The 22,925-nt window shown below is 73.3% G+C and carries 18 protein-coding genes; 9 read left to right on the top strand and 9 right to left on the bottom strand.

Translation table 11 applies throughout. From position 1 onward, the window contains the following. The first annotated feature begins 10 nt into the window (after positions 1–10). Positions 11–391, top strand: coding sequence for an ankyrin repeat domain-containing protein (locus ACZ3II_RS22660; protein WP_465519879.1), 381 nt, complete (start codon positions 11–13; stop codon positions 389–391). Here the strand turns inward: ACZ3II_RS22660 and secA2 are convergent. Genes secA2 through ACZ3II_RS22645 form a run of 3 tightly spaced genes read right to left on the bottom strand, consistent with a single transcriptional unit; the run spans position 375 to position 4,780 of the window. Next, positions 375–2,666 carry an accessory Sec system translocase SecA2 gene (gene secA2, locus ACZ3II_RS22655; RefSeq protein ID WP_465519691.1) on the bottom strand — a complete coding sequence of 764 codons (2,292 nt, stop codon included), beginning with the start codon at positions 2,664–2,666 and terminating at the stop codon, positions 375–377. The two genes, ACZ3II_RS22660 and secA2, sit on opposite strands and share 17 nt — an antisense overlap. Positions 2,667–2,724: 58 nt before the next feature. Further along, positions 2,725–3,810 (bottom strand): zinc-dependent alcohol dehydrogenase, encoded by a 1,086-nt coding sequence (locus tag ACZ3II_RS22650; protein WP_465519690.1) that lies wholly within the window; start codon positions 3,808–3,810, stop codon positions 2,725–2,727. Next, the gene (locus ACZ3II_RS22645) at positions 3,803–4,780 is read right to left on the bottom strand and encodes a Gfo/Idh/MocA family protein (protein ID WP_465519689.1); all 978 of its coding nucleotides are present in this window, start codon (positions 4,778–4,780) and stop codon (positions 3,803–3,805) included. The genes ACZ3II_RS22650 and ACZ3II_RS22645 overlap by 8 nt, the downstream gene beginning before the upstream one ends. Positions 4,781–4,954: 174 nt before the next feature. Between ACZ3II_RS22645 and ACZ3II_RS22640 the strand changes: the two genes are divergently transcribed. The 6 genes from ACZ3II_RS22640 (at position 4,955) to ACZ3II_RS22615 (ending at position 11,503) form a co-directional block, all read left to right on the top strand. Beyond that, positions 4,955–5,953: a glucosyl-3-phosphoglycerate synthase gene (locus ACZ3II_RS22640; protein WP_465519688.1), complete on the top strand. Its 999-nt coding sequence runs from the start codon at positions 4,955–4,957 to the stop codon at positions 5,951–5,953. Continuing rightward, positions 5,953–7,047: a glycosyltransferase gene (locus ACZ3II_RS22635; protein WP_465519687.1), complete on the top strand. Its 1,095-nt coding sequence runs from the start codon at positions 5,953–5,955 to the stop codon at positions 7,045–7,047. Before ACZ3II_RS22640 ends, ACZ3II_RS22635 begins: the two co-directional genes overlap by 1 nt. 87 nt (positions 7,048–7,134) lie before the next feature. Next, entirely contained in the window at positions 7,135–7,887 is a 753-nt protein-coding gene (locus ACZ3II_RS22630) for an ATP-binding protein (protein ID WP_465519686.1), read from the top strand. Continuing rightward, positions 7,884–8,858, top strand: a complete 975-nt coding sequence (locus ACZ3II_RS22625) for a chemotaxis protein CheB (RefSeq protein WP_465519685.1) — start codon at positions 7,884–7,886, stop codon at positions 8,856–8,858. The genes ACZ3II_RS22630 and ACZ3II_RS22625 overlap by 4 nt, the downstream gene beginning before the upstream one ends. A gap of 21 nt (positions 8,859–8,879) precedes the next feature. Beyond that, complete coding sequence (locus tag ACZ3II_RS22620) at positions 8,880–10,718, top strand: CheR family methyltransferase (RefSeq protein WP_465519684.1); 1,839 nt, start codon at positions 8,880–8,882, stop codon at positions 10,716–10,718. A 56-nt stretch (positions 10,719–10,774) separates the two neighbouring features. Next, complete coding sequence (locus ACZ3II_RS22615) at positions 10,775–11,503, top strand: ATP-binding protein (RefSeq protein ID WP_465519683.1); 729 nt, start codon at positions 10,775–10,777, stop codon at positions 11,501–11,503. 10 nt (positions 11,504–11,513) lie between these two features. Here ACZ3II_RS22615 and ACZ3II_RS22610 read toward each other — a convergent pair whose 3' ends face one another. Both ACZ3II_RS22610 and ACZ3II_RS22605 read right to left on the bottom strand, forming a co-directional pair. Continuing rightward, positions 11,514–12,650: a SigB/SigF/SigG family RNA polymerase sigma factor gene (locus ACZ3II_RS22610; RefSeq protein WP_465519682.1), complete on the bottom strand. Its 1,137-nt coding sequence runs from the start codon at positions 12,648–12,650 to the stop codon at positions 11,514–11,516. Positions 12,651–12,952: 302 nt separating this feature from the next. After that, positions 12,953–15,469: a hypothetical protein gene (locus ACZ3II_RS22605; protein WP_465519681.1), complete on the bottom strand. Its 2,517-nt coding sequence runs from the start codon at positions 15,467–15,469 to the stop codon at positions 12,953–12,955. Between the two features lie 261 nt (positions 15,470–15,730). On the opposite strand from ACZ3II_RS22605, the gene ACZ3II_RS22600 reads away from it, so the two are divergent. Both ACZ3II_RS22600 and ACZ3II_RS22595 read left to right on the top strand, forming a co-directional pair. Further along, entirely contained in the window at positions 15,731–16,252 is a 522-nt protein-coding gene (locus ACZ3II_RS22600; protein WP_465519680.1) for a hypothetical protein, read from the top strand. A 181-nt stretch (positions 16,253–16,433) separates the two neighbouring features. Continuing rightward, entirely contained in the window at positions 16,434–17,909 is a 1,476-nt protein-coding gene (locus ACZ3II_RS22595) for a glutamate-cysteine ligase family protein (protein ID WP_465519679.1), read from the top strand. 106 nt (positions 17,910–18,015) lie between these two features. On the opposite strand, the gene ACZ3II_RS22590 is transcribed toward ACZ3II_RS22595, so the two are convergent. The 4 genes from ACZ3II_RS22590 to ACZ3II_RS22575 form a co-directional block, all read right to left on the bottom strand. After that, positions 18,016–18,390 carry a cobalamin biosynthesis protein gene (locus ACZ3II_RS22590; RefSeq protein ID WP_465519678.1) on the bottom strand — a complete coding sequence of 125 codons (375 nt, stop codon included), beginning with the start codon at positions 18,388–18,390 and terminating at the stop codon, positions 18,016–18,018. After that, the gene (locus ACZ3II_RS22585; RefSeq protein ID WP_465519677.1) at positions 18,387–19,733 is read right to left on the bottom strand and encodes a cobyrinate a,c-diamide synthase; all 1,347 of its coding nucleotides are present in this window, start codon (positions 19,731–19,733) and stop codon (positions 18,387–18,389) included. Before ACZ3II_RS22585 ends, ACZ3II_RS22590 begins: the two co-directional genes overlap by 4 nt. Further along, the gene (gene cobO / locus ACZ3II_RS22580) at positions 19,727–20,326 is read right to left on the bottom strand and encodes a cob(I)yrinic acid a,c-diamide adenosyltransferase (protein WP_465519676.1); all 600 of its coding nucleotides are present in this window, start codon (positions 20,324–20,326) and stop codon (positions 19,727–19,729) included. The genes ACZ3II_RS22585 and cobO overlap by 7 nt, the downstream gene beginning before the upstream one ends. Before the next feature lie 423 nt (positions 20,327–20,749). Then, entirely contained in the window at positions 20,750–22,894 is a 2,145-nt protein-coding gene (locus tag ACZ3II_RS22575; protein ID WP_465519675.1) for a VWA domain-containing protein, read from the bottom strand. Between the last annotated feature and the right edge of the window lie 31 nt (positions 22,895–22,925).

Raw genomic sequence — 22,925 nt, 5'->3', positions numbered from 1 at the left:
CGCGCACCGGATGTTCGACCTGGCCCGCGACGGCGTGGCCGGGGAACTCGCGGCGCAGGTGGACGCCGGCCTCCCGGCGAACCTCACCAACGACAAGGGCGACACGCTGCTGATCCTGGCCGCGTACCACAACCACCCGGAGACGGTGGCGGCGCTGCTGGCCCGCGGCGCCGATCCGGAACGGGTCAACGACCGCGGCCAGAGCGCCCTCGCGGCGGCGGTGTTCCGGCAGAACGCGGAGACCGTACGGATCCTGCTGGACGCCGGCGCGGATCCCGCCTCGGCCATGCCGACGGCGGAGTTCTTCAAGCTGCACGAGATGGTGGAGCTGATGGGGCGCCACCCGGGCGCCCCATCAGAACCCGCGGAGCGGATCAGCCGCCCGAGGTGAGGCGGCGGCCGACGGCCGCGATGAGCCGGTCCAGTTCGGAGCCGAACGGGTTGTCGTGCACCAGGTACGTCCAGGTGGCGCTGGGCCGGACGATCTCCGCCCGGTCCGGCTGCCAGCCGTCGGTGAGGTCGACCTCCTCGAAGGTCTCGATGGTCTTCGCCTCGACCTTGGTCAGCAGCTCCTGGAAGGCGGGCACGGCGGCCCGGTGGAACTCGTCGAGCGGGTCCAGCTTGCCCAGCGCGCGCAGGTGCACGCCCTCCCGGACCTCCGACAGGAACGCCAGGTGCTCGGCCCAGAGCCGGTCGAGGTGGAACAGGGCGATCGCCCGGGCCGAGTCGGACAGCACGTCCTCGTCGGTCTCCTTGGCCTTCTCCGGCGACTTCTCCAGCAGCATGATCGCCGCGACCTCGGAGGTGAGCAGCCGCTCCCGGCGCTCGGCGAGCAGCAGGCGCTGCTGCTCGATGACCACGCTGTAGCGCCAGGTGTTCTTGTGGATCTCGTGGTTGACGCCCTCGGCGACCCGCTGGGCGTGCTCGACGGCGTACTCCACCTGCTTGTCGTGGACGACGCCGTCCATGTCCATCCGCGGCGAGGCGGGGAGGATGTCACCGGCGTGCCGGTGGACCAGCTCGTCCTCCAGGCTGACGAAGAACACCGAGCGGCCCGGGTCGCCCTGCCGGCCGGCCCGGCCACGGAGCTGGTCGTCGACGCGGCGGCTGTCGTGCCGGCCGGAGCCGATCACGTAGAGGCCGCCCAGCTCGACCACGGCGTCGCGGTCCTTCTCGTCGCTGCCGCCGAGGCGGATGTCGACACCACGGCCGGCCATCTGGGTGGAGACGGTGACCGCGCCGAGCGCGCCCGCCTCCGCGATGATCGCGGCCTCCTCGGCGTCGTTCTTCGCGTTCAGCACGCTGCACGGGACGCCGGCCGCCTCGAGCTGGCTCGCCAGCCGCTCGGACGCCTTCACGTCCAGGGTGCCGATCAGCACCGGGCGCCCGGACTCGTGCGCGATCCGGATCTCCTCGACCAGGGCCTCGTCGCGCATGTCGTGCGCCGAGTAGATCCGGTCGTCGTCGTCCTCGCGGATGTTCGGCGTGTTCGGCGGGACGACCGCGACTTCCAGCTTGAAGTACTCCCGGAGCTGCTCGCCGACGTGCACGGCGGTCGCGGTCATGCCGCACACCGTCCGGTAGAGGGCGATGTACGCCTGGACCGTGATGGTGTCCAGGACCTCGCCCTCCTGGGTGGCGGACAGGCCCTCCTTGGCCTCCACCGCAGCCTGCAGCCCGTCCGGCCAGCGGCGGCGCTGGGCGACCCGGCCGCGCATCTCGTCGATCAGCTCGACACCGCCGTTGCGGACGATGTAGTCGACGTCGCGGCGCAGCAGGGCGTGCGCGTGCAGCGCCACGTTCACCGCGGACAGGACCTCGACCTGGTCGTCGGCGTACAGGTCGATGTCGCCGAGCTTCTCCTCCAGGTACTTCAGGCCGTCCTCGGTGAAGGCGACGCTGCGGCCGTCCTCGGCGACCTCGTAGTGCCGGCCCTTGCGCAGCTCCTTCATCAGGGCGGCGGCGTCGTGCACCGGGTCGCCCTCGCTCGCGATGCTGCCGGCCAGGACCATCGGGACGCGGGCCTCGTCGATCAGGATCGAGTCGGCCTCGTCCACGATCGCGGTGGCCAGGTCGCGCTGCACCCGGTCGGCGACGTCGGTGACCAGCTGGTCGCGCAGGTAGTCGAAGCCGGCCTCGCTGACCGAGACGTAGGTGACGTCGGCGGCGTACGCCTCCCGGCGCTCCTCCGGGGTCATCGCCTCGGTGACCGAGGCGACGGTGAGGCCGAGGAGCGTGTAGATCGGCTCCATCCACTCGGCGTCACGTTTCGCCAGGTAGTCGTTGACGGTCAGGACGTGCACCGGGCCGTTGCCGAGACGGGTGTGCCCGTACGCCGCGACGGTGGCGGTGAGGGTCTTGCCCTCACCGGTGGCCATCTCGGCGACCCGCTTGTCGAGCAGGGCCATCGCGCCGAGGAGCTGGACGTCGTACGGCCGCTGGCCGATGGCGCGGCGGGAGGCCTCCCGGCCGATGGCGCAGATCTCGACGTAGTCGCCGGCCTCGCGCGCGGCGTCGGTCAGCTCGGCGTCGGTCAGCTCCTTCAGCGCGTCCTCGCGCGCCTCGATCGCGCCGAGCCGCTTCGACAACGGCCCCAGATCCACCGTCGTGCCCGGACGCTGGAGAAACTTGCGGAACCGGCTCTTCAGCCGCTGCGACACACCCATGGCGGGCAACGGTACTTCATTTTGCCCGCCATGAAGTGTTGGACTCCCGCCGCCAGAGTCAGAAGGTGATGACCGCCTGCAGTTCCTGGCGGCGGCGCTCGGCCAGATCGTGCAGCAGCGCGGGCGCCTCGTCGAACGGGACCATGGCCGTGACCAGGTGTTTCCGGATCGCGTCGCCGTCGGCGCGGAGCAGGTCGAGGGTGGCCGCGGACAGCCGTTCCCGGTCCCAGGCGTGGGCCAGGCCGCGCGGCACCCGGCCGATCTGCGCGCACCGGACCGCCAGGCCGTTGTGGTGGAACTCCTCGCCGAGGCGCACCTCGTCCGCGCCGCCCGGATAGAACGCCAGGTCGATCACGGTGCCCTGGGGCCGCAGCAGGCGTAGCGCCAGGTGCAGGGCGGCGGCCTGGCCGCGGCACTGGAAGACGACGTCGGCGCCGCGGTCGCCGTCGGCGTGCCGCCAGCGGGTCTTCAGCACCACCGCGGCGTCGTCGGCGTCCGGGTCGAGGGTCTCCAGGCCCAGCGACTCCGCCACCGCGCGGCGGGACGCGGTCGGGTCCACCACGACCACCGAGGCGGCGCCGTGCAGGCGGGCGAACAGGGCGGTGAGCAGGCCGACCACACCGGCCCCGACGACCGCGACCCGGCAGCCCGCGACGCCGTCGGCGAGCGAGCGCACAGCCGGGCCGAACCGGTCGGCGGCGGCGTGCAGCAGACCGTTGGCGCAGATCGGGCCCATGTGCGCGGCGTAGATGCCGAGCACCGGGTCGAGGCCGGGCGGCAGCGGCACGACCCGGTCGCGCAGCGGGTGCCCGGGGTAGCCGGTGCGGTGCCCGTAGGTCATCGCGACGACGGTGCCGTCCGGCCACGCCGCCGTCCGGCTGTCCTCGATCCGGGCGACCTCCATGTAGCCCAGGCGGGTCACCGGGTAGGCCTGCTCCGGGGGCGCGCCGAACAGGCCGAGGCCGGTGTCGAAGCCGGCGTGCAGGGCCGGGTTGGTGCCCTTGAGGAAGGTCAGCTCGGTGCCCGCGGACACCCCGCTGAACAGGGTGCGGGCGTGGAAGCCGCCGTCCGGGACGTCCTCGCCCGCGACGTCGGTGATCTCCAGGCGGCCGGGTCCGGCGACGATCAGGTTGCGGTCAGGCACGGGGGGCCTCGCCGGGGCGGATGGCACGGCCCTCGGCCGCGGACTGGGCGACGGCGAGAGCCAGCTCATGGGTACGGAGGGCTTCCGCGTACGGCACCCGCACGTCGGTCTCCTCGCCCCGGACCGCCGCCACGAACGCCCGGTCGACGGCGACGTGCGCGTCGGTGGGCTCGCAGGTGACCGTCTCGGTGCGGTCGCCGTCGCGGACGACCAGCTCCGTCTCGGTCAGGGCCAGGGCGAGGCCGTCGGCGTACACCTCCAGCCCGGCCCGGTGCTTCCAGCCGAGCACGCAGGTCGCGGCCAGGGTGCCGACCGCTCCGCTGTGGAACCGCAGCACCGCCGTGGTGGCGCCGTCCACGTCGGCGCCCTCGACGGCCGGCGGGGTGCCGTTGCCGTACGCGAACACCTCGTCCACCTCGCCGGCCAGGTGCCGGGCCAGGTCGAGCACGTGCGCGGCCTGCTCGACGACCGGCCCGCCGGAGCGCCCGCCGATCGGCCACCAGGCCACCGGCGGCACCTTGTCCAGCCAGGAGCCGGAGATCAGCCGGATCGGCCGGCCGGCGAGCAGCTCCCGCGCCTTCTCCACGACCGGGAGGTAGCGCCAGTGGTGCCCGACGGCGGTCAGCAGGCCGCGATCGGCCACCAACGCTGTGATTTCGGTCGCTATGCCGTGATTGATAGCGATGGGTTTTTCCACGAACATCGGCAAGCCGGCGGCCACCACGGCCCGCTCCGCCTCCCCGTGAGCGAACGGCGGCACGCAGACGTAGACCGCGTCCGGGCCGGAGTCGATCAGGTCGGCGACCGATTCGTACATCTTGCCGCCGTGCTCGCCGGCGAGCCGCTCGGCGGCCTCGGCCACCACGTCGGTCACGCCGCTCACCTGCACTCCGGGCAGGCCGGAGAGCACCCGGGCGTGCCGGGCGGCCACCCCGCCCGCACCGATCAGACCGATTCTCGTCATCGACATCCGCTCCCCTGTCCCCACCGGGCCGTAACAACGGCCGGTTCTGTATCCGGCCACCGGAATCCCAAACGCATCTCATCGACAGTGACCGACTCGTCACCGTCCGGAAAGATTGATTCGGGTCATCCCTGGGAAAAGCCGACCGCGCCGGAAGATCGCGAACTTGGGGGTAAGCCGATGTGGCATTCGCATCCGACCGTCTCGCCCGTAGTCGAGGCGTGGACGACGTACCGGACCGGCAACGCCGACCAGTGGGCTCCGGGTGAGCTGCTGGCCGCGAAGGGAACGACCCGGGTCAGTGTGGTGATCCCGGCCCGCGACGAGCAGGCCACGATCGGCGCCATCGTCGCCACCATCCGCCGTGACCTGGTGGAACGGGTGCCGCTGGTGGACGAGATCCTGGTGGTGGACTCCCGGTCCACCGACGCGACCGCGGCGGTGGCTCGCCGGGCCGGCGCCCGGGTGGTCAGCCAGGACCGGATGACCAGCGGGCTGCCCCGGATGGAGGGCAAGGGCGACGCGCTGTGGGCCGGGCTGGCGGCCAGCAGCGGGGACGTGGTCGCCTTCGTCGACGGCGACCTGCACGAGTTCTCGTCGCACTTCGTCACCGGGCTGCTCGGGCCGCTGCTCACCGACTCCGGCGTGGAGTTCGTGAAGGGCTTCTACCACCGGCCGCTGAACGGGCCGGTCAGCGTGGAGACCGACGGCGGCGGCCGGGTCACCGAGCTGGCCGCGCGCCCGCTGCTGAACCTGTTCTTCCCCGAGCTGGCCGGGTTCGTCCAGCCGCTGGCCGGCGAGTACGCGGGCCGCCGCCGCACCCTGGAGCGCATCCCGTTCGTCTCCGGGTACGGCGTGGAGATCGGCATGCTGATCGACCTGGTGGACCTGGTCGGGCTGGACGCCCTGGCGCAGGTCGACCTGGGCGAGCGCAAGCACCGGCACCAGGGCACCGAGGCCCTCGGCCGGATGTCCGCGCAGATCATGACGACCGCCTGGTCGCGGATGCACCGGCGCGGGCTGACCACCGAGGCGCTGCCGCCGTCCAGCCTGCTCACCCAGTTCCGCCGGGGCGGCCAGGACGCGCTGCCGAACCTGGACCGGCAGATCGCCGTCACCGACATCGTGGTGACCGAGCGCCCGCCGCTGGCCTCCCTCAACCTGTCGGTGGCCGCCTGATGCGCGTGCTGATGAACGCGGGGCCGTGGCTGCCGGTCCCGCCGGTCGGTTACGGGGGCATCGAGAACATCGTCGCCAGCCTCGTCCCGGAGCTGCGCAAACTCGGTGTACAGGTGGTGCTCGCCAGCGTCGGCGAGAGCACGCTCGAGGCCGACGACCGGGTGACGGTCTTCGAGAAGGGCCAGTTCGAGCACATCCAGCGGCCGTACAACCAGGTCATGGGCGTGGTCCAGGCGCACCAGCACGCGGTGCTGCGGGCCGCCGGCCGGGTCGACGTGATCCACGACCACGTCGAGGCGGCCGGGCTGGTCAGCATGGCCGCGCTCGGCGCGGGCGCTCCCCCGGCGCTCCACACCCTGCACTGGGACCTGCGCAAACACCCCGAGCTGTACGGCACCTTCGACGGCGGCGACCGGGTCCGGGTCAACGGGGTGTCGGCGGCGCAGCTGGCCCGTGCCCCGCAGGCGCTGCGGGATCACGCGATCGGGCACGTCCACCTGTCCACGCCCCTGGCCGCCGAGCCGCTGCCGGAGACCCCGCGCCGGCCGTACGCCCTGGTCCTGGGCCGGATCTTCCCCGGCAAGGGACAGGACCTGGCGGCCCGGCTGGCGCACCAGGCCGGATTCGACCTGATCCTGGCGGGGCCGGTCGGGCCGTACCAGGACGAAGCCGCCCTGGCCGCCGCCGACCGCGACAATCCGGACGTGCGTTTCTGGTACGAGAAGGTGGCCCCGCACGTCGACGGGGTCCGCGTGCGCTGGATCGGCTCGGTGCACGGCCGGGACCGGGACCTGCTGGTGGCCGGCGCCCGGGCCGCGCTGTTCCCGCTGCGGTGGGAGGAGCCGGGCGGCACCGCCGTGGTCGAGTCGCTCGCCCTGGGCACCCCGGTCGTCGGCATCGCCCGCGGCTGCCTGCCCGAACTGATCGACGAGGGGCACACCGGCCTGCTGACCACCGACGAGGAGGCGCTCGGCGATCTCGTGCACAAGGCCGCCGCGATCGATCCGGCGGCCTGCCGGGCCGAGGCCGAACGCCGTTTCACCCCCGCCGTGATGGCGCGGGCGTACCTGAACCTGTACGAACGTCTCGTCTGACGTTTGTCCCCGGCGGGCGGCGGGCAGTCTGTGTGCCTGGCGCCCGCCCGGACGCCGCCGACACCGGGATCCCCGGAGGGGAGGGCCATGCCCAGCCAGCTCGTCTGCCGGCCGGAACAGGACCTTCCGGTGGCGGTCCTGACCGTCAGCGGCACCCTGGACCGGGTCACGGGCGGGGCGCTCGGCGCCGCGGTACGCCGCAGCCTGGCCGTGCAGCCGCTGCGGGTGCTGCTCGACTTCACCCGATTACGCGTCGGTGAGCCGCTCGGGCTGAAGGCCCTGGCCGACGTGGTGGGCCAGGCCGAGGAGTTCCCGGCCGCGCCGATCGTGGTGTGCGGCGCCGACCCGCGGACCCGGGAGGCGCTGGCGGCCACGCCCGGCTGCGCCGGTCTCGAGATGGCCACCGATTGGGCGGAGACGCTCGCCCGGGCTCGGGCCGAGGCCGCGAGCCACAACCCCACCGCTGACGTACGGGTCCGCCTGCGCCCCGTACCCGAAGCCTGCCGTCAGGTCCGCAACCTGGTCACGCAGACCTGCGCCGCCTGGCACCGCGCCGACATCACCGCCACCACCGCCCTGGTCGCCACCGAGCTGGTGGCCAACGTGGTCCGGCACGCCCACACCACCATGGACTTCACCCTGCGGCTCCGCGACGGCCGGATGATCATGGCGGTCCGTGATCACAGCCGCCGGATGCCGCGCACCCTCGACCCGGACGTCACCGATGCGGGTGGCCGTGGTCTCCGGCTGGTGCGGGACCTGACCGACGCGTGGGGCGTCCTGCCGGTGAGCGACGGTAAGGTTGTCTGGACCCAGCTCACCACCGGAGCGGCTGTGTGACCACGGAGCATCGTGATCTGGTCGCCGTCGGCGCCTCCGCCGGCGGCGTGGAGGCACTGCGCGCCCTGGTCGCCAACCTGCCCCCGGACTATCCGGGCGCCCTGCTGGTGGTGCTGCACGTGCCCCGGGCCGCGCCGAGCGCGCTGCCGGCGATCCTGGACCGCAGCGGCCCGCTCCCCGCGGAGCCGGCCCGCGACGGCGAGCGGGTGCGCGCCGGCCGGATCTACGTCGCCCCGAGCGATCACCATCTGCTGCTGCTCGACGGTCACCTCAAGCTCAGCCGCGGCCCGGCGGAGAACAGCCACCGTCCCGCCATCGACCCGCTCTTCCGTTCGGTGGCGCGCGCCGCCGGCCGCCGCGCGATCGGGGTGGTGCTGTCCGGCTCCCGCGACGACGGCGCGGCCGGGCTGGCCGCGATCGCCGCCCGCGGCGGGATCACCGTGGTCCAGGACCCGGTGGACGCGCTGCACCCGGGCATGCCGCTGGCCGCGCTGGAGGCGGTCCGGGCCGACCACACGGTCCCGGCCGCGAAACTCGGCCCGCTGCTGGCCGAGCTGACCGCCGAGCCGCTGCCGGAGAAGCCGCCCCTCGATCCCGACCCGTTGCTCGACGCCGAGGTGGCCATGTCCGAACTGTTCCCGGCCGGCACCGATCAGATCGCCAAGCCCGCCGGATTCGGCTGCCCGAGCTGCGGCGGCAGCCTGTTCCAGCTCCAGGGACAGCCGCTGCCCCGGTTCCGCTGCCGGGTCGGGCACGCCTGGTCCCCGGAGAGCCTGCTCGAGGAGCAGTCGGTGGCCCTCGAGGGCGCGCTCTGGATGGCGCTGCGGGCGCTGCAGGAGAAGGCGGAGCTGAGCCGCCGGATGGCCGACGGGCGGATGGTCCAGTTCCAGCGTCTCGCCGATGACGCGGAGGCGGCCGCCGCGACGCTCCGGGACCTGATCGCGCGTCTCGGTGCGACCGCGGGCGAGTGACGTACGGTAGCGTTCCGGAACGTGCAACCGATCGACCCGAATTTCGAGGCGCTGCTGGCGTACCTGAAGGAGTCGCGCGGCTTCGACTTCACCGGTTACAAGAGGTCGAGCCTCATGCGGCGGGTCAACCGGCGGATGACGCAGGTGGACGCCGGCGACTACCCGGAATACCTGGACCATCTCCAGGTTCACCCGGACGAGTTCACCGCGCTCTTCAACACCATCCTGATCAACGTGACCGCGTTCTTCCGGGACACCGACGCCTGGGACTATCTGCGGGCCGAGGTCCTGGAGCCGATGGTGGCGGCCAAGCCGCCGGACTCGCTGATCCGGGTCTGGTCGGCCGGCTGCGCCTCCGGCGAGGAGGCGTACACGCTCGCCATGATGCTGGCCGAGATGCTCGGCATCGACGAGTTCAAGGAACGCGTCAAGATCTACGCCACGGACGTCGACGAGGAACAGCTCAACGAGGCCCGGCAGGCGACGTACGGCGAACGCGACGTCCAGGTCCTTCCCCCCGAGTTCATCGAGCGGTACTTCGAGCAGTCCGGCGGGCGGTACACCTTCCGCAAGGACCTGCGCCGCTCGGTCATCTTCGGCCGCAACGACCTGGTGCAGGACGCCCCGATATCCCGGATCGACCTGCTCACCTGCCGCAACACGCTGATGTACTTCAACGCCGAGACCCAGTCGAAGATCCTCGGCCGGTTCCACTTCGCCCTCGCCGACACCGGCGTGCTGTTCCTCGGCAAGGCCGAGATGCTGCTCAGCCACAGCAGCCTGTTCACCCCGATCGACCTGAAACGGCGGGTGTTCCGGCGGGTGCCCCGGCTGTACGTGGCGCCCGGCGTCGTCTTCACCGACCCGCCGCCGGTCAGCGTCAGCCCCGTCACCGGCCTCGACGAGCTGCGCAACGAGGCCCTCGCGGCCAGCCCGCTGGCCCAGCTGGCCCTCACCTCGGACGGCCTGGTCGCGCTGTCGAACCGGCAGATGGAGAAGATGTTCGGGGTGTCGTCGCGGGACATCGGCCGGCCGTTCCGTGACCTCGACCTGTCCTACCGCCCGGTCGAGCTGCGCCGCTACATCGAACAGGCCCAGCTGGAACGCCGTACCCTCCGGGTCACCGACGTCGAGTACCAGCGCGGCGCCGACGTCACCCACCTGGTGGTGCAGATCAGCCCGCTCAGCGGCGCCGACGGCAGCCTGCTCGGCGTCAACCTGATCTTCCACGACATGACCGCGAGCCGGCGCCTCCAGGAGGACCTGGAACACGCCAACCAGCAGCTCGAGGCGGCGTACGAGGAGCTCCAGTCGACCAACGAGGAGCTGGAGACCACCAACGAGGAGCTCCAATCCACCGTGGAGGAGCTGGAGACCACCAACGAGGAGCTCCAGTCCACCAACGAGGAGCTGGAGACGATGAACGAGGAGCTCCAGTCCACCAACGACGAGCTGCAGAGCATCAACGACCAGCTGCGGATCAGCACCGGCCGGCTCGACGAGGCCAACGCCTTCCTGGAGACCGTGCTGACCAGCCTGGAAGCCGGCGTCGCGGTGGTCGACCCGGACCTGCGGATCCGGATGTGGAACCGGCACGCCGAGGACCTGTGGGGCCTGCGCTCCAGCGAGGTGATCGGCCAGCACTTCCTCAACCTGGACATCGGCCTGCCCATCGACCGGGTCCGCCCGCTGCTGCGCGGCGCCCTCGGCCAGAACGGCGAATCCGGCGACATCCGGCTCGAGGCGGTCAACCGGCGAGGGCGCAGCATCACCGTACGGGTGGCGTGCACCCCGCTGCGCCCGCTGGACGGGGTGGCGAGCGGAGGCGACGGGGCCATCATCGTGATGGAGACGGCCTGACGTTTACCTGAGGACCGGGCGGGGAAGTCGTCTCCTCCGGCGGAAGGACGATCCCCATGTCGATCCGATGCGAGACCCGTGGCGACGGCGCCACCCTGATCGCCGCGGTCTCCGGCGAGCTGGCGCTCGGCGACTCCGCGCCCCTGCGCGAGGCGCTGATGAAGTGCCTGGCCGAGCAGCCGGACGCGCTGCTGATCGACCTGTCCGGGCTGCACGTCGTCCAGCCGCTCGCCCTGTCGGTGTTCACCGTGGTGCTACGCCAGGCGGCCCGGTGGCCCGGCACCCCGGTCCTGCTCTGCGGGGCGCCCCCGACCACCCGCCGGCTCCTTCTCACCGGCGCGCACCATCGGCTGCCGCTGTTCAGCGGGGTGCCGGCCGGGCTCGCCCACCTGCACGACGAACGGCTCACCGTGCCGTCGTTCAGCGAACAGTTGCTCCCGCTCTCCGGCGCGCCCCGGCACGCCCGGGACGTGGCCACCGAGGCCTGCCTGCGCTGGGATCTGCCGGAGCTGGTCGCGCCGGCCAGTCTCATCGTCAACGAGCTGGTGGCGAACGTGGTCGACCACGCCGGCACGATGATGACGTTGTGCCTGTCGCTGCGGAGCCGCTATCTGAACATCGCCGTCCGGGACGGCTCGCCGGTGCTCCCGGCGCCGCCGGCCGACATCTCCCCGGAGGCGCTGAGCGGGCGCGGCCTGCTGCTGGTCAACGAGCTGGCGTACACCTGGGGTTATCTGCCGTCCGCCGACGGCAAGGTGGTGTGGGCGGCCCTGCGCCGCCCCTGATCGGTTCCGGTCAGCCGCGCCGCAGGACGCCGGCGAGGCCGGAAACCGCCAAGATCCTTGCGACGTACGCCTGAGCGCCCGTCACGCCGAACTCCACCCTCGCCGCCGACGCCGTCTGCGCGGCGTCCAGCAGCACCGTCACACCGGCCGCGTCCACCAGCGGCACCGCCGACAGATCCACCACCACCGACGACGCCCGGCTCCCGGTGATCGCGTGCCGCAGACCGGCCCGCAGCCGCTCCGCGGTGTCCCGGTCCACCTCGCCGCGCACCCGCACCCGCAGAACGCCGGCGTCCTGCGCCACCGACACCCGCATGCCGTGACGCTCGCCGCGGGAGTCGCCCTCCCAGTGCTGCGGGGTGTCGCTGAGCATCGCCTCCCGCAGCCAGGCCAGCGCCCGGCTCAGCAGGCGGGACACGTGCATCTGCGAGATGCCCAGCTCGGTGGCGATCTCCGCCTGGGTGCGGTTGCCGTAGAAGCGCATCGCCAGCATCCGCCGCTCCCGGGCCGGCATCCGCAGCAGCAGATCGGTGACGGTCAGCTTGTCGGTCACCGACTCCAGATCGTCGTCGGCCCCGCCGAGCAGCTCCCCGAACTCGGCGGTGCCCTCCCCGGCGACCGGCGCGTTCAGCGAGGCCGGCGAATAGCCCGCCGCCGACTCCACCGCCTCCAGCACCGCCGCCTCGGACACCCCGAGCCGGTCCGCCAGCTCGCCCGTCGTCGGTGTCCGGGCCAGCACACCCGTCAGGACCATCGCGGCGTGCCCGACCTCCAGGCTCAGGTCCTGCACCCGGCGTGGCACGTGCACACCCCACGTCCGGTCCCGGAAGTGCCGCTTCAGCTCACCGGAGATGGTGATCACCGCGTACGCCGTGAACGAGCCGCGCTCCGGATCGTACCGATCGATCGCCTTGACCAGGCCCAGCCGGGCGACCTGCTCCAGATCCTCCAGGTACTCCCCGCGGCCGCGGTAACGCCGGGCGAGCCGCCCGGCGAAGGGCAGGCAGTACCGGACCAGGTCCTCGCGCAGCGCCTCGGCCTGAGCGCCCGACGCCCCGGCCCGGCGCGCCGCGAACTCCAGCGCCGCCGCGTCGAGATCCTCGAGCGCGCCCTCGGCGACTTCGCCACCGTGACCTCGCGCGGGCATGTCACCCCTTCCGGCAAACGATCCTCCGGGCAGCACGAGCCCCGGCGGGAAACTCCCCGTCCAGCGACGCTACTGCCCGCAAGTCCCTCATCTCAAACACATCCAGGAACCTCGGCCCGAGACCCACCGCCGTTCCTCACCATCCCACCGCAACCGTACAAAAGTCGCCGATCCACCGGGTTCACACCGCCACACCATCCCTCGATCGGACATCAGCGGGCCGATAGCGGCGCCACCGCTCGAACAAGGCCCGCAGATCACCGCCCGATCCCCCCTGCCGGACACCCTCGAACGTCAGCGGCTCAATGCGGCCCGCGGCCCGGGAGGCCGCTGGGCGCGGACGACGGGTCCTCCAGCGCCTCGGGAACGGCAGCCGGCGCGGGACGGGCGAACCCACCCGCCGAGCGCACCGGCAGACCGGACGGTACGTTCTCGTCGTCGGTGGGGGCGCCCTCGCTCGCGGCGGGCCGCCCGATCGGCGCGGTCGCCGCCTGGGTGCCGGAGACCGGGGCGTTGTGCTGCCCCATGTCGGGCGCCTGCAACGGCGACCGGCCGCCGCCCTGACCCGTGTCCGGCCCTCGACCACCAGCCTGACCCGCGTCCGGCGCCCGGTTACCGCCGTGACCAGCGAGCGGGGCGTTGTGCTGCCCCATGTCGGGGGCCTGCAGCGGCGACCGGCCACCGGCCTGCCCCGCCGGCGGCGCGTTGTGCTGCCCCATGTCCGGGGCCTGCAACGGCGATCGCCCGGCGGCGGGCGGCGCGTTGTGCTGACCCATGTTCGGCGCCTGCAACGGGGACCGCCCGGCGGCGGGCGGCGCGTTGTGCTGACCCATGTTCGGCGCCTGCAGCGGCGGACGGTCCGAAGCCCCCTGCGGCCGGTCCCCGCCCGAACCCGGCATCGGCATCCCGGGCCGACCCCCGCCGGGCGGCATCATGGGCATCCCGGGCCGGCCCGCGCCGGGCGTGGGCATCGGCACACCAGCCTGGCCTGGTGCGGGCGCCGGGGTGGGCATGCCGTGGGAGCCCGCGGTCGGCATGCTGCCGTTCCGCCCCATGTCGGGGGCCTGGTACGTCGGCTGACCCGTGGCCTCAGCCGACGTAGGCAGCGGCATGTTGCTCTGACCAGGACCCGGCGGCGGCATCGGCATGTTGCTCTGCCCTGGGGCGGGCGGCGGCAGCGGAGGCCGTGCGGCAGGCGACGCCTCTCCGGCGACGGCGCCGGGCATGGGCGGTGGAGGCGGGAGGGCACCGGTCTGGTCGGCAGCGGCGGCTGCCGGATTCGGGGCGAAGCCACCCATCGGCACGGGCGGCATGGCAGAGGACTGCGCCGGGCGCGCCGACCTGGTGAACCGGGGCGCGTCGAGCGGACTGTTCTGCTGGCTGTAGAGCGGCGGACGCCGCATCAACTCGTCCACGTCGTCGTTTCCGGCGAGCGCGGGCCCCGTCTCACCGGGCACCTGCACCGCCCCGGCGCCGAAGGGGGATGTGCCCGCCATGCCCGCCTCGGTTCCCGGGAGGCCCGCACCACCGAACTCCATCCCACCGGTCGCGGCGGCCGCGGATCCCGGCATGCCGTCAGCCGCGAAGCCCGATCCGCCGGCGCTCGGCCCGAAACCGGTGACCGCACCGGCAGCACCGGCTGCATAGCCGCTCAGCGGTTCGGACTGCTGCCCGAAACCGCCCACCGCACCGGGTGTGCCCGTCCCGGAACCGTCTGCCGCGCCCCGACCGTCCGTGGGCCCGAACAGCGCCATGCCACCGGACGTGCCGGCTCCGGGGTACGACGGCTGAGCAGGACCGGCCCCCGGACCGAACGCGGGCGGCCCCGGAACGACCGGCACAGCAGGCATCGCCACACCCGACGGTTCCGAGAAGCCGCTCGCCCCTCCGCCCCACGCGGGCATGTCACCGCTACCCGCGATGCCTTCGGTCCGTGCCGGGTCCTGCGGGAAGGACACTCCGCCGGGGAAGGATCCGCCCTGGTCGCCCGAGTCCGTGCCGCTCGGCCCCGACTCCCCGCCGGCGGGCGCGAAGGAGCCACCGCCGGTCGCAGAGGGGCCACCGGCAGCCGGAAAGGAGCCGGCCGCGGACGAACCCTCGAAGGTCGCGGAGGAGCCGCCGGGGGAACGGGGAAGGCCGTCCCAGGGCGCAGAAACGGCGCCGGGCGTGGGCGTACCGGGAATCGGGGTCCCGTCGTCTCCGGTCAGCCAGGGTGGGCGGCGGTTCTCGCCGGTCGCGGCCCAGGACCCGGTCTCCTCGGTGGCCCAGCCGGGCGTGGACGGTTCGGGCACCGGCGGGCGCCGGTCGGTGCCGTCCGCCGGTGGCCAGGGCGGGAACGCCGCGGTGGGGCTCCCCGGATCCGGTGCACCGGGCCGGTCGATGCCGTGCCGCCCGACGGCGGGCGCGGCTGCCGGTTCGGCGCCGGGGACGGCTGCCGTGCCGATGGCGGGTTCGCCGGACGGGACGGCGGGACGCAGCAGGCCCAGCGGGGGCGGATCAGCAGGGGCGACAGCAGGTGCAGAAGTAGCGTCATGGGACGACGGCTCCCAGGATGGTGTCGGCGGGGCGGGTGGCATCAGGCCGGTCCCGGGCGGTGGGGTCCAGGCGGGGCGGGTGGCGGCGAGGAGGCCGGAGTCCTCGGCGAGGCCGGCGGCGGCGAGGACCTCGGCGGCGGCCAGGGCGGTCCGGCAGGGCAGTGGTTCGCCGCAGGACGGGCAGGCGGTGGCGGCGTCGTACGGGCCGAGCCCGCCGTGCGCCTCGACCATCCGGGTGGCGGTAAGCGCCAGCACGCTCTCCGGCTTGACATAAGTCGATGCCATCGCTGATCTCGCCCCCATACCGCCGGTCCACGTGCCGGGACGGCAGGCATCGCCCCGCCGGATCTCGACTCGGCTCCAGTTCACCCCTTCGAGGGTCCCCGGATGGTGGATTTCCGCAGATCGGTGTGGATCTGGCAGCGGGTCGCGGGAAAACCGGGCGGCGCGACGGAGCTCGGAGTATGCAGTGAGCAGGAATTCACTCACGGTGTCTAGATGTGTTCTCTCCGTAGCATTGAAGAACATCCAAGGAGGTGACCCCCCATGGACGACACCGAGCTGCACCGCGAGCGGATCCTCCGGCATGTCAGTCCCATCATCACCGGCCGATTCGTCGGCTTCCAGACCTCGTACACCCGTGAGGTCCGGATCGGCCGCCCTCTCGCCCTCGCCGTCTTCGTGACGGCGGGCATCGCCCAGCTGCTGGCCGCGATCTTCCGGATGAAACCGGCCCGACGCTCGCTGAAGGAGCTGCGCAAGGGCCCGGAGTTCCTGGTGACCCCGGTCCGGCTGCGCGACGACCTCGGGCAGACGTACGAGATCGAGATGCACGGCCAGCTCCCGCAGTCGGCGCTGCACCGCGGCGATCTGGTCCAGGTCCGCACCCAGCCGCAGGCCGATCCGACCCTGCCGGTACGGCTGACCCAGGTGGTGAACCTGACCACCATGCAACCGCTGACCCCGCGCATCCCCACCCAGTGGTCGCATCTGGGCCCGGCCCTGCTGTTGCAGGCCGTGGTCGGTCTCGCCGTCGCCGGCACGGTGCTCGCCGCGGTGCTTGGATGATTTTGCAGCCCGCCGGGTAGATACACGGCCCATGGAAGATCGATTGGGCTCCAGGCGAGAATGGACGGTCGGTAACGGGCCGAGCGCCATCGACAGCCGTCATCATGAGGTCAGGGGACGGCGGCTATGGCGCCGCGCGATCCCCTGGCGTCTGTAGAGACGGCTCGAAAGGTGGTGCGCGGTGGGCGAGAAAGTCGACCAGACCAATTTCACCCGCGAGGACCGGACCCGCTACCGGCAGAAGATCCGCCGCAGTCTCGACGTGTTCGCGACGATGTTGCGCGAGGCACGCTTCGAGTTCGAGCGGCCACTGACCGGCATGGAGATCGAGCTCAACCTGATCGACGACAACGCCGACCCGGCGATGCGCAACGCCGAGGTGCTGGGCGCGATCGCCGATCCCGACTTCCAGACGGAGCTGGGACAGTTCAACATCGAGATCAACCTGCCACCGAGGCGGCTGGCCGGTGACGATTTCGCGGAACTGGAACGCGGCCTGCGCTCCAGCCTGAACCAGGCCGAGCGGCGGGCCCGGGCGGCCGGCGCGCACATGGTCACCATCGGGATCCTGCCGACGTTGCGGCGTGAGCACCTCACCGGCGAGGCGCTCACCGTGAACCCGCGCTACCAGCTGCTGAACGAGCAGATCTTCGCGGCCCGGGGCGAGGACCTGGACATCCGGATCGACGGGGTGGACCGGCTGGCGGTCACCACCGACACCATCGCCCCGGAGGCGGCCTGCACCAGCACCCAGTTCCACCTGCAGGTGAGCCCGGCGCAGTTCGCGGCGTACTGGAACGCCTCCCAGATCGTCGCCGGCATCCAGGTCGCCCTGGGGGCGAACTCGCCGCTGCTGTTCGGCCGGGAGCTGTGGCGGGAGACCCGGATCCCACTGTTCGAGCAGGCCACCGACACCCGCAGCGAGGAGATCAGGGCGCAGGGGGTACGGCCTCGCGTCTGGTTCGGCGAACGCTGGATCACCAGTGTCTTCGACCTGTTCGAGGAGAACGTTCGTTACTTCCCGGCGCTGCTGCCGATCTGTGACATCCACGATCCGGCCGAGATCCTGGAACGCGGCGAGATCCCCGAGCTGAGCGAGCTGCGGCTGCACAACGGCACGGTGTACCGGTGGAACCGGCCGATCTACGCGGTGGTCAACGGCCGCCCGCACCTGCGGGTGGAGAACCGGGTGATGCCGGCCGGGCCGACGGTCGCCGACACGATCGCCAACGCGGCGTTCTACTACGGCCTGGTCCGTACGATCGCCGAGGGCGACCGCCCGCTCTGGACCCAGATGAGCTTCCGCGCCGCCGAGGAGAACTTCCACAGCTGCGCCCGGCACGGCATCGACGCCGGCGTGTTCTGGCCCGGGCACGGCACCCTGCCGGTGACCGAGCTGGTGCTGCGCAGCCTGTTGCCGCAGGCGGCGGCCGGCCTCGATATGTGGGGTGTCAACCCGGCCCAGCGGGACCGGCTGCTCGGCATCATCGAGCAGCGCTGCCTGCGCCATCGCAACGGGGCGTCGTGGCAGGTGGAGACGTTGCACGCGCTCGAGGCGCAGGGCCAGGACCGGCAGCGGGCGCTGCACGAGATGCTGCGGCGCTATCTGCCGCTGATGCACGAGAACGTCCCGGTGCACGAATGGCCGGCCGCCTGACGGTGGTCACCCCCGGCTGGCTCTCATGGCTGTCTCAGCGCGGCTGAGACAGCCATCACGACCAGCCGGGTCACCACCGCGACCGTGACGCCCGCATGCGCCCGCTTCACCCGTGACCGGCCGGCGTCGCCACCGCGACCGTCACGCCCGCATGCACCCGCTTCGGGGTCGACAGGACGGCGTCGATGCCGGCCGCCAGCAGCGCGGCGGCCTCGGCGACGCTCGGGGTGCCGACCGCCGCCGCCACCGCCGGGTTCGGTCCCGGCACCGGCCGGGCCGCCAGCTCCGCCGCCGGGTAGCCGATCAGGCGGCACCCGAGCGCCGCCGCGAACTCCCGCGGCCCGTCCTCGGCGGCCCGCCGGTCCAACGTCGCGAGCACCGCGACGCGGGCCGGATCGGCGACGGCCCGGACCGCCGCGGCGAGCTGGGCCGCCGTGACCCCGGGCCGCGCCCCGAACCCGACGGCCACCGTCCCGGTCACGAACGCCGGGCCGCGGCGGCGACCAGGTTGCGGGCCAGGCCGGGACTGCCGGCCCAGTGCAGGTGCAGGTAGGACGCGTGCACCGTGGGTGTGGCGAACCCCTCCGGGTCGGCGCCCCGCCACGCCCAGGCCGCGCCCGAGGCCGGGGACAGCAGGAGACCGGAGCGTGGGTGCACGGTGGTGCGGTGGAACTCGTGCCCGGTGACCCGGGTCCCGGCCGCCGCGAGCGGGCTGTCGGAGAGGGCGACGGCGTCCCGGTACCCCAGGGTCAGCGACGGCGTCATCACCGCGTCCGCGTCCAGGACCCCGCACATCGGCGCGCCGTCGAGGGTCTTGCACAGCCACAGCAGTCCGGCACACTCCGCCGCGATCAAACCGCCAAATTTCCGCACATCTGCCAACAAATTGGAATTGTCGGAAAGTGCGGATGCGTACACCTCGGGGAACCCGCCCCCGACCACCAGCGCCTTCGCCCCCTCCGGCAGCGCGGTGTCGTGCAACGGGTCGAACGGCACGACCGTGGCCCCCGCCCCGGCCAGCAGTTCGGTTGTTTCGGCGTACGAGAAACTGAAAGCCGGACCCCCGGCGACCGCAACCACCGGGCTCTCCCGCACCGGCTCCTCCGCGAGGGGGCTCCACGCCGGGAAGGGCAGGCCCGGGGCCGACCGCGCCACGGCGGCCACCGCGTCCAGATCGACCGACGCCTCGACCAGCGCCGCCAGGGCGTCCACCGAGGCCAGGGCCTCGGCCCGCCGTTCCGCCGCCGGGACCAGCCCGAGATGCCGGGACGGCGCCGCCACCGCGTCCGCCCGCCGCATCGCGCCGAGCACCGGCGTGCCGACCTCCTCGCAGGCGTCCCGGAGGATCTGCTCGTGCCGGTCCGACCCGACCCGGTTGAGGATCACCCCGGCCAGCCGCACCGTCCCGAAGCTGCGGAAACCGTGCACCACCGCCGCGATCGACCGGCCCTGCGCCGCCGCGTCGATCACCATGATCACCGGGGCGTTCAGGAGGTTCGCGACCTGCGCCGTCGACCCGGTCTCCCCGGCGCCGGTCCGCCCGTCGTAGAGGCCCATCACCCCTTCGACGATCGCCAGGTCGGCGTCCTGCGACCCGTGCGCGAACAGCGGCCCGACGAGGTCCTCGCCGACCATCACCGGGTCCAGGTTGCGGCCCGGCCGGCCCGCCGCGAGCGCGTGATAGCCAGGGTCGATGTAGTCCGGCCCGACCTTGAACGGCGCCACCCGCAGCCCGCGCCGCGCGAACGCCGCGAGCAGCCCGGTCGCCACCGTCGTCTTCCCGTGCCCGCTGGCCGGCGCCGCGATGACGATCCGGTTCACCATTCGATGCCCTGCTGGCCCTTACGTCCCGCGTCCATCGGGTGCTTCACCTTCGTCATCTCGGTGACCAGGTCCGCCGCGGCGAGCAGATCCGGGTGCGCGTCCCGCCCGGTGATCACCACATGCTGCGTCCCCGGCCGGTTCGCGAGGGTCTCCACGACATCGGCGACGTCCACCCAGCCCCACTTCATCGGGTACGTGAACTCGTCCAGCACATAGAACTTGAACGACTCCGCCGCCAGATCCCGCTTGATCTGCGCCCACCCCTCGGCGGCCTCCGCGGCGTGGTCCCGCTCGGTCCCGGCCCGCTGGATCCAGGACCAGCCCTCGCCCATCTTGTGCCAGGTCACCGGGGTCTGCTGCAGGGAGCCGAGCGCCTTGAGCGCCGCCTCCTCCCCCACTTTCCACTTCTCCGACTTCACGAACTGGAACACGCCGATCGGCCACCCCGCACTCCACGCCCGCAGCGCCATCCCGAACGCGGCCGTCGACTTCCCCTTGCCCGCTCCGGTATGCACCGCGAACACCGCCTGCCGCCGCCTCTGCCGCGTCGTCAGCCCGTCATCCGGCACACTCGTCACTCTGCCCTGCGGCACAGTCCTCCCCTTCCCTGAAAACCCTTTTCCGGTACGCACGTCCCCGCCCCCACCGGACTCCACCGTCCCGCCCTCGCGGGCGAACGGGCTCGGCGCGGCTCCCGCCCCGCACCGCCCGGCGGCCCACCCGGTCACCCCCGGCTGGTTGTCAGGGCTGTCTCGACCGTCCCGAGACAGCCCTGACAACCAGCCGGACCTGCTCGCATGCCGGCCGGACCTACTCGCATGCCGGCCGTCGCCCACGAGCGCTACCCGCCATCCGAAACCACCCTCAGCGACGGCCGGGCACCGCGCTCAACCCCCCGGCTGCTCTCCGGCGGGCATCTCCCCGCCGTTCAGCGACCGGCGGCTCCTGGACCGGCCGTCGTCCCGGCAGGTCATACGCCGGCGGAAAGGTGGCTGGGCTACGGCCGGGGGCGGCGGTCACGCCGCACGCCGGTAGGCACGGTCCTCCGGGTCGGCGGGCCGTGGAGCGGGTCCGCTGCGGACGGTCGCGGCCTCGAGCTGATCGAGCGGCATGATCTCGGCCTGCAACGCCGACGCGAGCCGGCGGGCGAGGCCCAGGCGGATCGGGCCGGACTCGCAGTCGACGACCACACTGGCCACCCCGGACAGGATCGGAGCCAGCAGCAACGGGTCGGGACCGCTGGTCGCACGGCCGTCGGTGACCAGGACCAGCAGGGGGCGGCGGCGCGGGTCGCGGCGGCGCTCGGTGGCGATCGTCGCGGCGGCGGCGCGGAGTCCCGCGGCGAGGGGGGTACGCCCGCCGGTCCGCAGTGCGGTCAGCCGTTGCACGCCGACCTCGTGGCTGGACGTCGGCGGCAGCACCACCTCCGCCGCGCTCCCCCGGAACGTGATCATGCCGATCCGGTCCCGCCGCTGGTAGGCGTCCCGCAGCAGCGACAGCACCGCCGTCTTGACCAGGGTCATCCGCTTGCGCGCGGCCATCGACCCGGAGGCGTCCACGACGAACAGCACGAGGTTCGCCTCCCGCCCGACGTGCACCGACTCCCGCAGGTCCCGTGGCAGCACCCGGATCCCGGGCGTGCTGTCACCGGCGAGCTGATCCAGGGCGGTGCGGTCGAGAGCGGCGCGGAGGGTGGCGAAGAGGTGAGGGGCGCCGGAGAGCTTCCCGTACGGGGGACGGCTGCCGACGACACGGCCGCGCCGGGCGAAGGCCGGGGAACGGCGGCCGGTGTGACCGCCCTCACCACGGGCGGCGATGCGCAGCGTGCGGGTGCGGTAGGCGGGACCGGCGGCGGCGACGGCGCCCGCGGACGGCTGGCTGCCGCCGGTGTCGCTGCTCGGCGGGGCGGCATCGGAGTCCGCGGCGCTGCTCGGCGGGGTGTCGCCGCAGTCCGGGGCGCTGCTCGGCGGGGTGTCGCCGGAGTCCGCGGCGCTGTTCGGCGGCGTACCACCGGAAGGGCCGGACGGACCGCTTCCGTCACGCGGACCGCCACCCCCGCCGGGCCCGGGATCCGGATCGTCGTCGCCGTCACCGTCGGCCTCGGAAGAGCCGCCGGTGGAGGAGGCGCGGCGGTCCTCCTCGGCCTGGCGGTCGGCCTCGGCCAGGGCCTCGTCGAGTTTCTGCTCGTCGGTGCCCGGCGGGTCGAGCGGGTCGGTGCGGCGGCGGTGCGGCAGGGCGAGCCGGGCCGCGTCGGCGACGTCATCGGCGGTGACACGGGTACGGCCGTGCCAGGCGGCCAGGGCCACCGCGCACCGGGCCACCACGATGTCGGCGCGCATGCCGTCCACCCCGTAGGCGAGGCAGACCCGGGCGATCCGGTCGAGTTCCGCGTCGGGCAGCTCGACGGACGGCAGGACGGTGCGGGCGGCGGCGATCCGGCCGGCGTAGGCGTGTTCCTCGGCCTGGAAGCGGGCGGCGAACCCGGCCGGATCCGCCTCGTAGGCGAGCCGGCGCCGGACCACCTCGGCCCGCTGCACGGCGTCGCGCGGGGCGGCCACCGTCACCACCAGGCCGAACCGGTCGACGAGCTGGGGGCGGGGTTCGCCCTCCTCCGGGTTCATGGTGCCGACCAGCAGGAACCGGGCGGCGTGTTTCACCGACACGCCGTCGCGCTCGACGTGGGCGCGGCCCATCGCGGCGGCGTCGAGCAGCAGGTCGACGAGGTGGTCGGGGAGCAGGTTGACCTCGTCGACGTAGAGCACGCCCCGGTGCGCGGCGGCGAGCAGGCCGGGCTCGTACGCCTTGACGCCGTCGCTGAGGGCCCGCTGCAGGTCGAGGGTGCCGACGACCCGGTCCTCGGTGGCGCCGACCGGCAGCTCGACCAGACTGGCCGGGCGGGAGTCCGCCGGGCCGCCGGGGGTGTGCGGGCCGTCGGGGCAGCCGGGGTCGGGCGCGGCCGGGTCGCAGGCGAACCGGCAGCCGTGCACCACCGCGACGTGCGGCAGCAGCGCGGCCAGGGCCCGGACGACGGTGCTCTTGGCGGTGCCTTTCTCGCCCCGCACCAGGACCCCGCCGACGGCCGGGGAGACGGCGGTGAGCAGGAGCGCCAGGCGCAGGTCGTCAAGGCCCACCACGGCCGAGAACGGGTACGGAGTCGTCACCAGGATCCCTTCCGGCGGGTGTCCACGCCCG

This window comes from Actinoplanes sp. NPDC019969, assembly GCF_055562375.1.
This window is presented reverse-complemented; position numbering and strand designations above follow the sequence as displayed.

Bases quoted from the DNA above. Each gene is read 5' to 3' on its own strand.
- ACZ3II_RS22660 (WP_465519879.1), top strand. From the start codon at position 11: ATGTTCGACCTGGCCCGCGACGGCGTGGCCGGGGAACTCGCGGCGCAG.
- secA2 (WP_465519691.1), bottom strand. From the start codon at position 2,666: ATGGGTGTGTCGCAGCGGCTGAAGAGCCGGTTCCGCAAGTTTCTCCAG.
- ACZ3II_RS22645 (WP_465519689.1), bottom strand. From the start codon at position 4,780: ATGTCGATGACGAGAATCGGTCTGATCGGTGCGGGCGGGGTGGCCGCC.
- ACZ3II_RS22640 (WP_465519688.1), top strand. From the start codon at position 4,955: ATGTGGCATTCGCATCCGACCGTCTCGCCCGTAGTCGAGGCGTGGACG.
- ACZ3II_RS22635 (WP_465519687.1), top strand. From the start codon at position 5,953: ATGCGCGTGCTGATGAACGCGGGGCCGTGGCTGCCGGTCCCGCCGGTC.
- ACZ3II_RS22630 (WP_465519686.1), top strand. From the start codon at position 7,135: ATGCCCAGCCAGCTCGTCTGCCGGCCGGAACAGGACCTTCCGGTGGCG.
- ACZ3II_RS22615 (WP_465519683.1), top strand. From the start codon at position 10,775: ATGTCGATCCGATGCGAGACCCGTGGCGACGGCGCCACCCTGATCGCC.
- ACZ3II_RS22610 (WP_465519682.1), bottom strand. From the start codon at position 12,650: ATGCCCGCGCGAGGTCACGGTGGCGAAGTCGCCGAGGGCGCGCTCGAG.
- ACZ3II_RS22605 (WP_465519681.1), bottom strand. From the start codon at position 15,469: ATGGCATCGACTTATGTCAAGCCGGAGAGCGTGCTGGCGCTTACCGCC.
- ACZ3II_RS22600 (WP_465519680.1), top strand. From the start codon at position 15,731: ATGGACGACACCGAGCTGCACCGCGAGCGGATCCTCCGGCATGTCAGT.
- ACZ3II_RS22585 (WP_465519677.1), bottom strand. From the start codon at position 19,733: ATGGTGAACCGGATCGTCATCGCGGCGCCGGCCAGCGGGCACGGGAAG.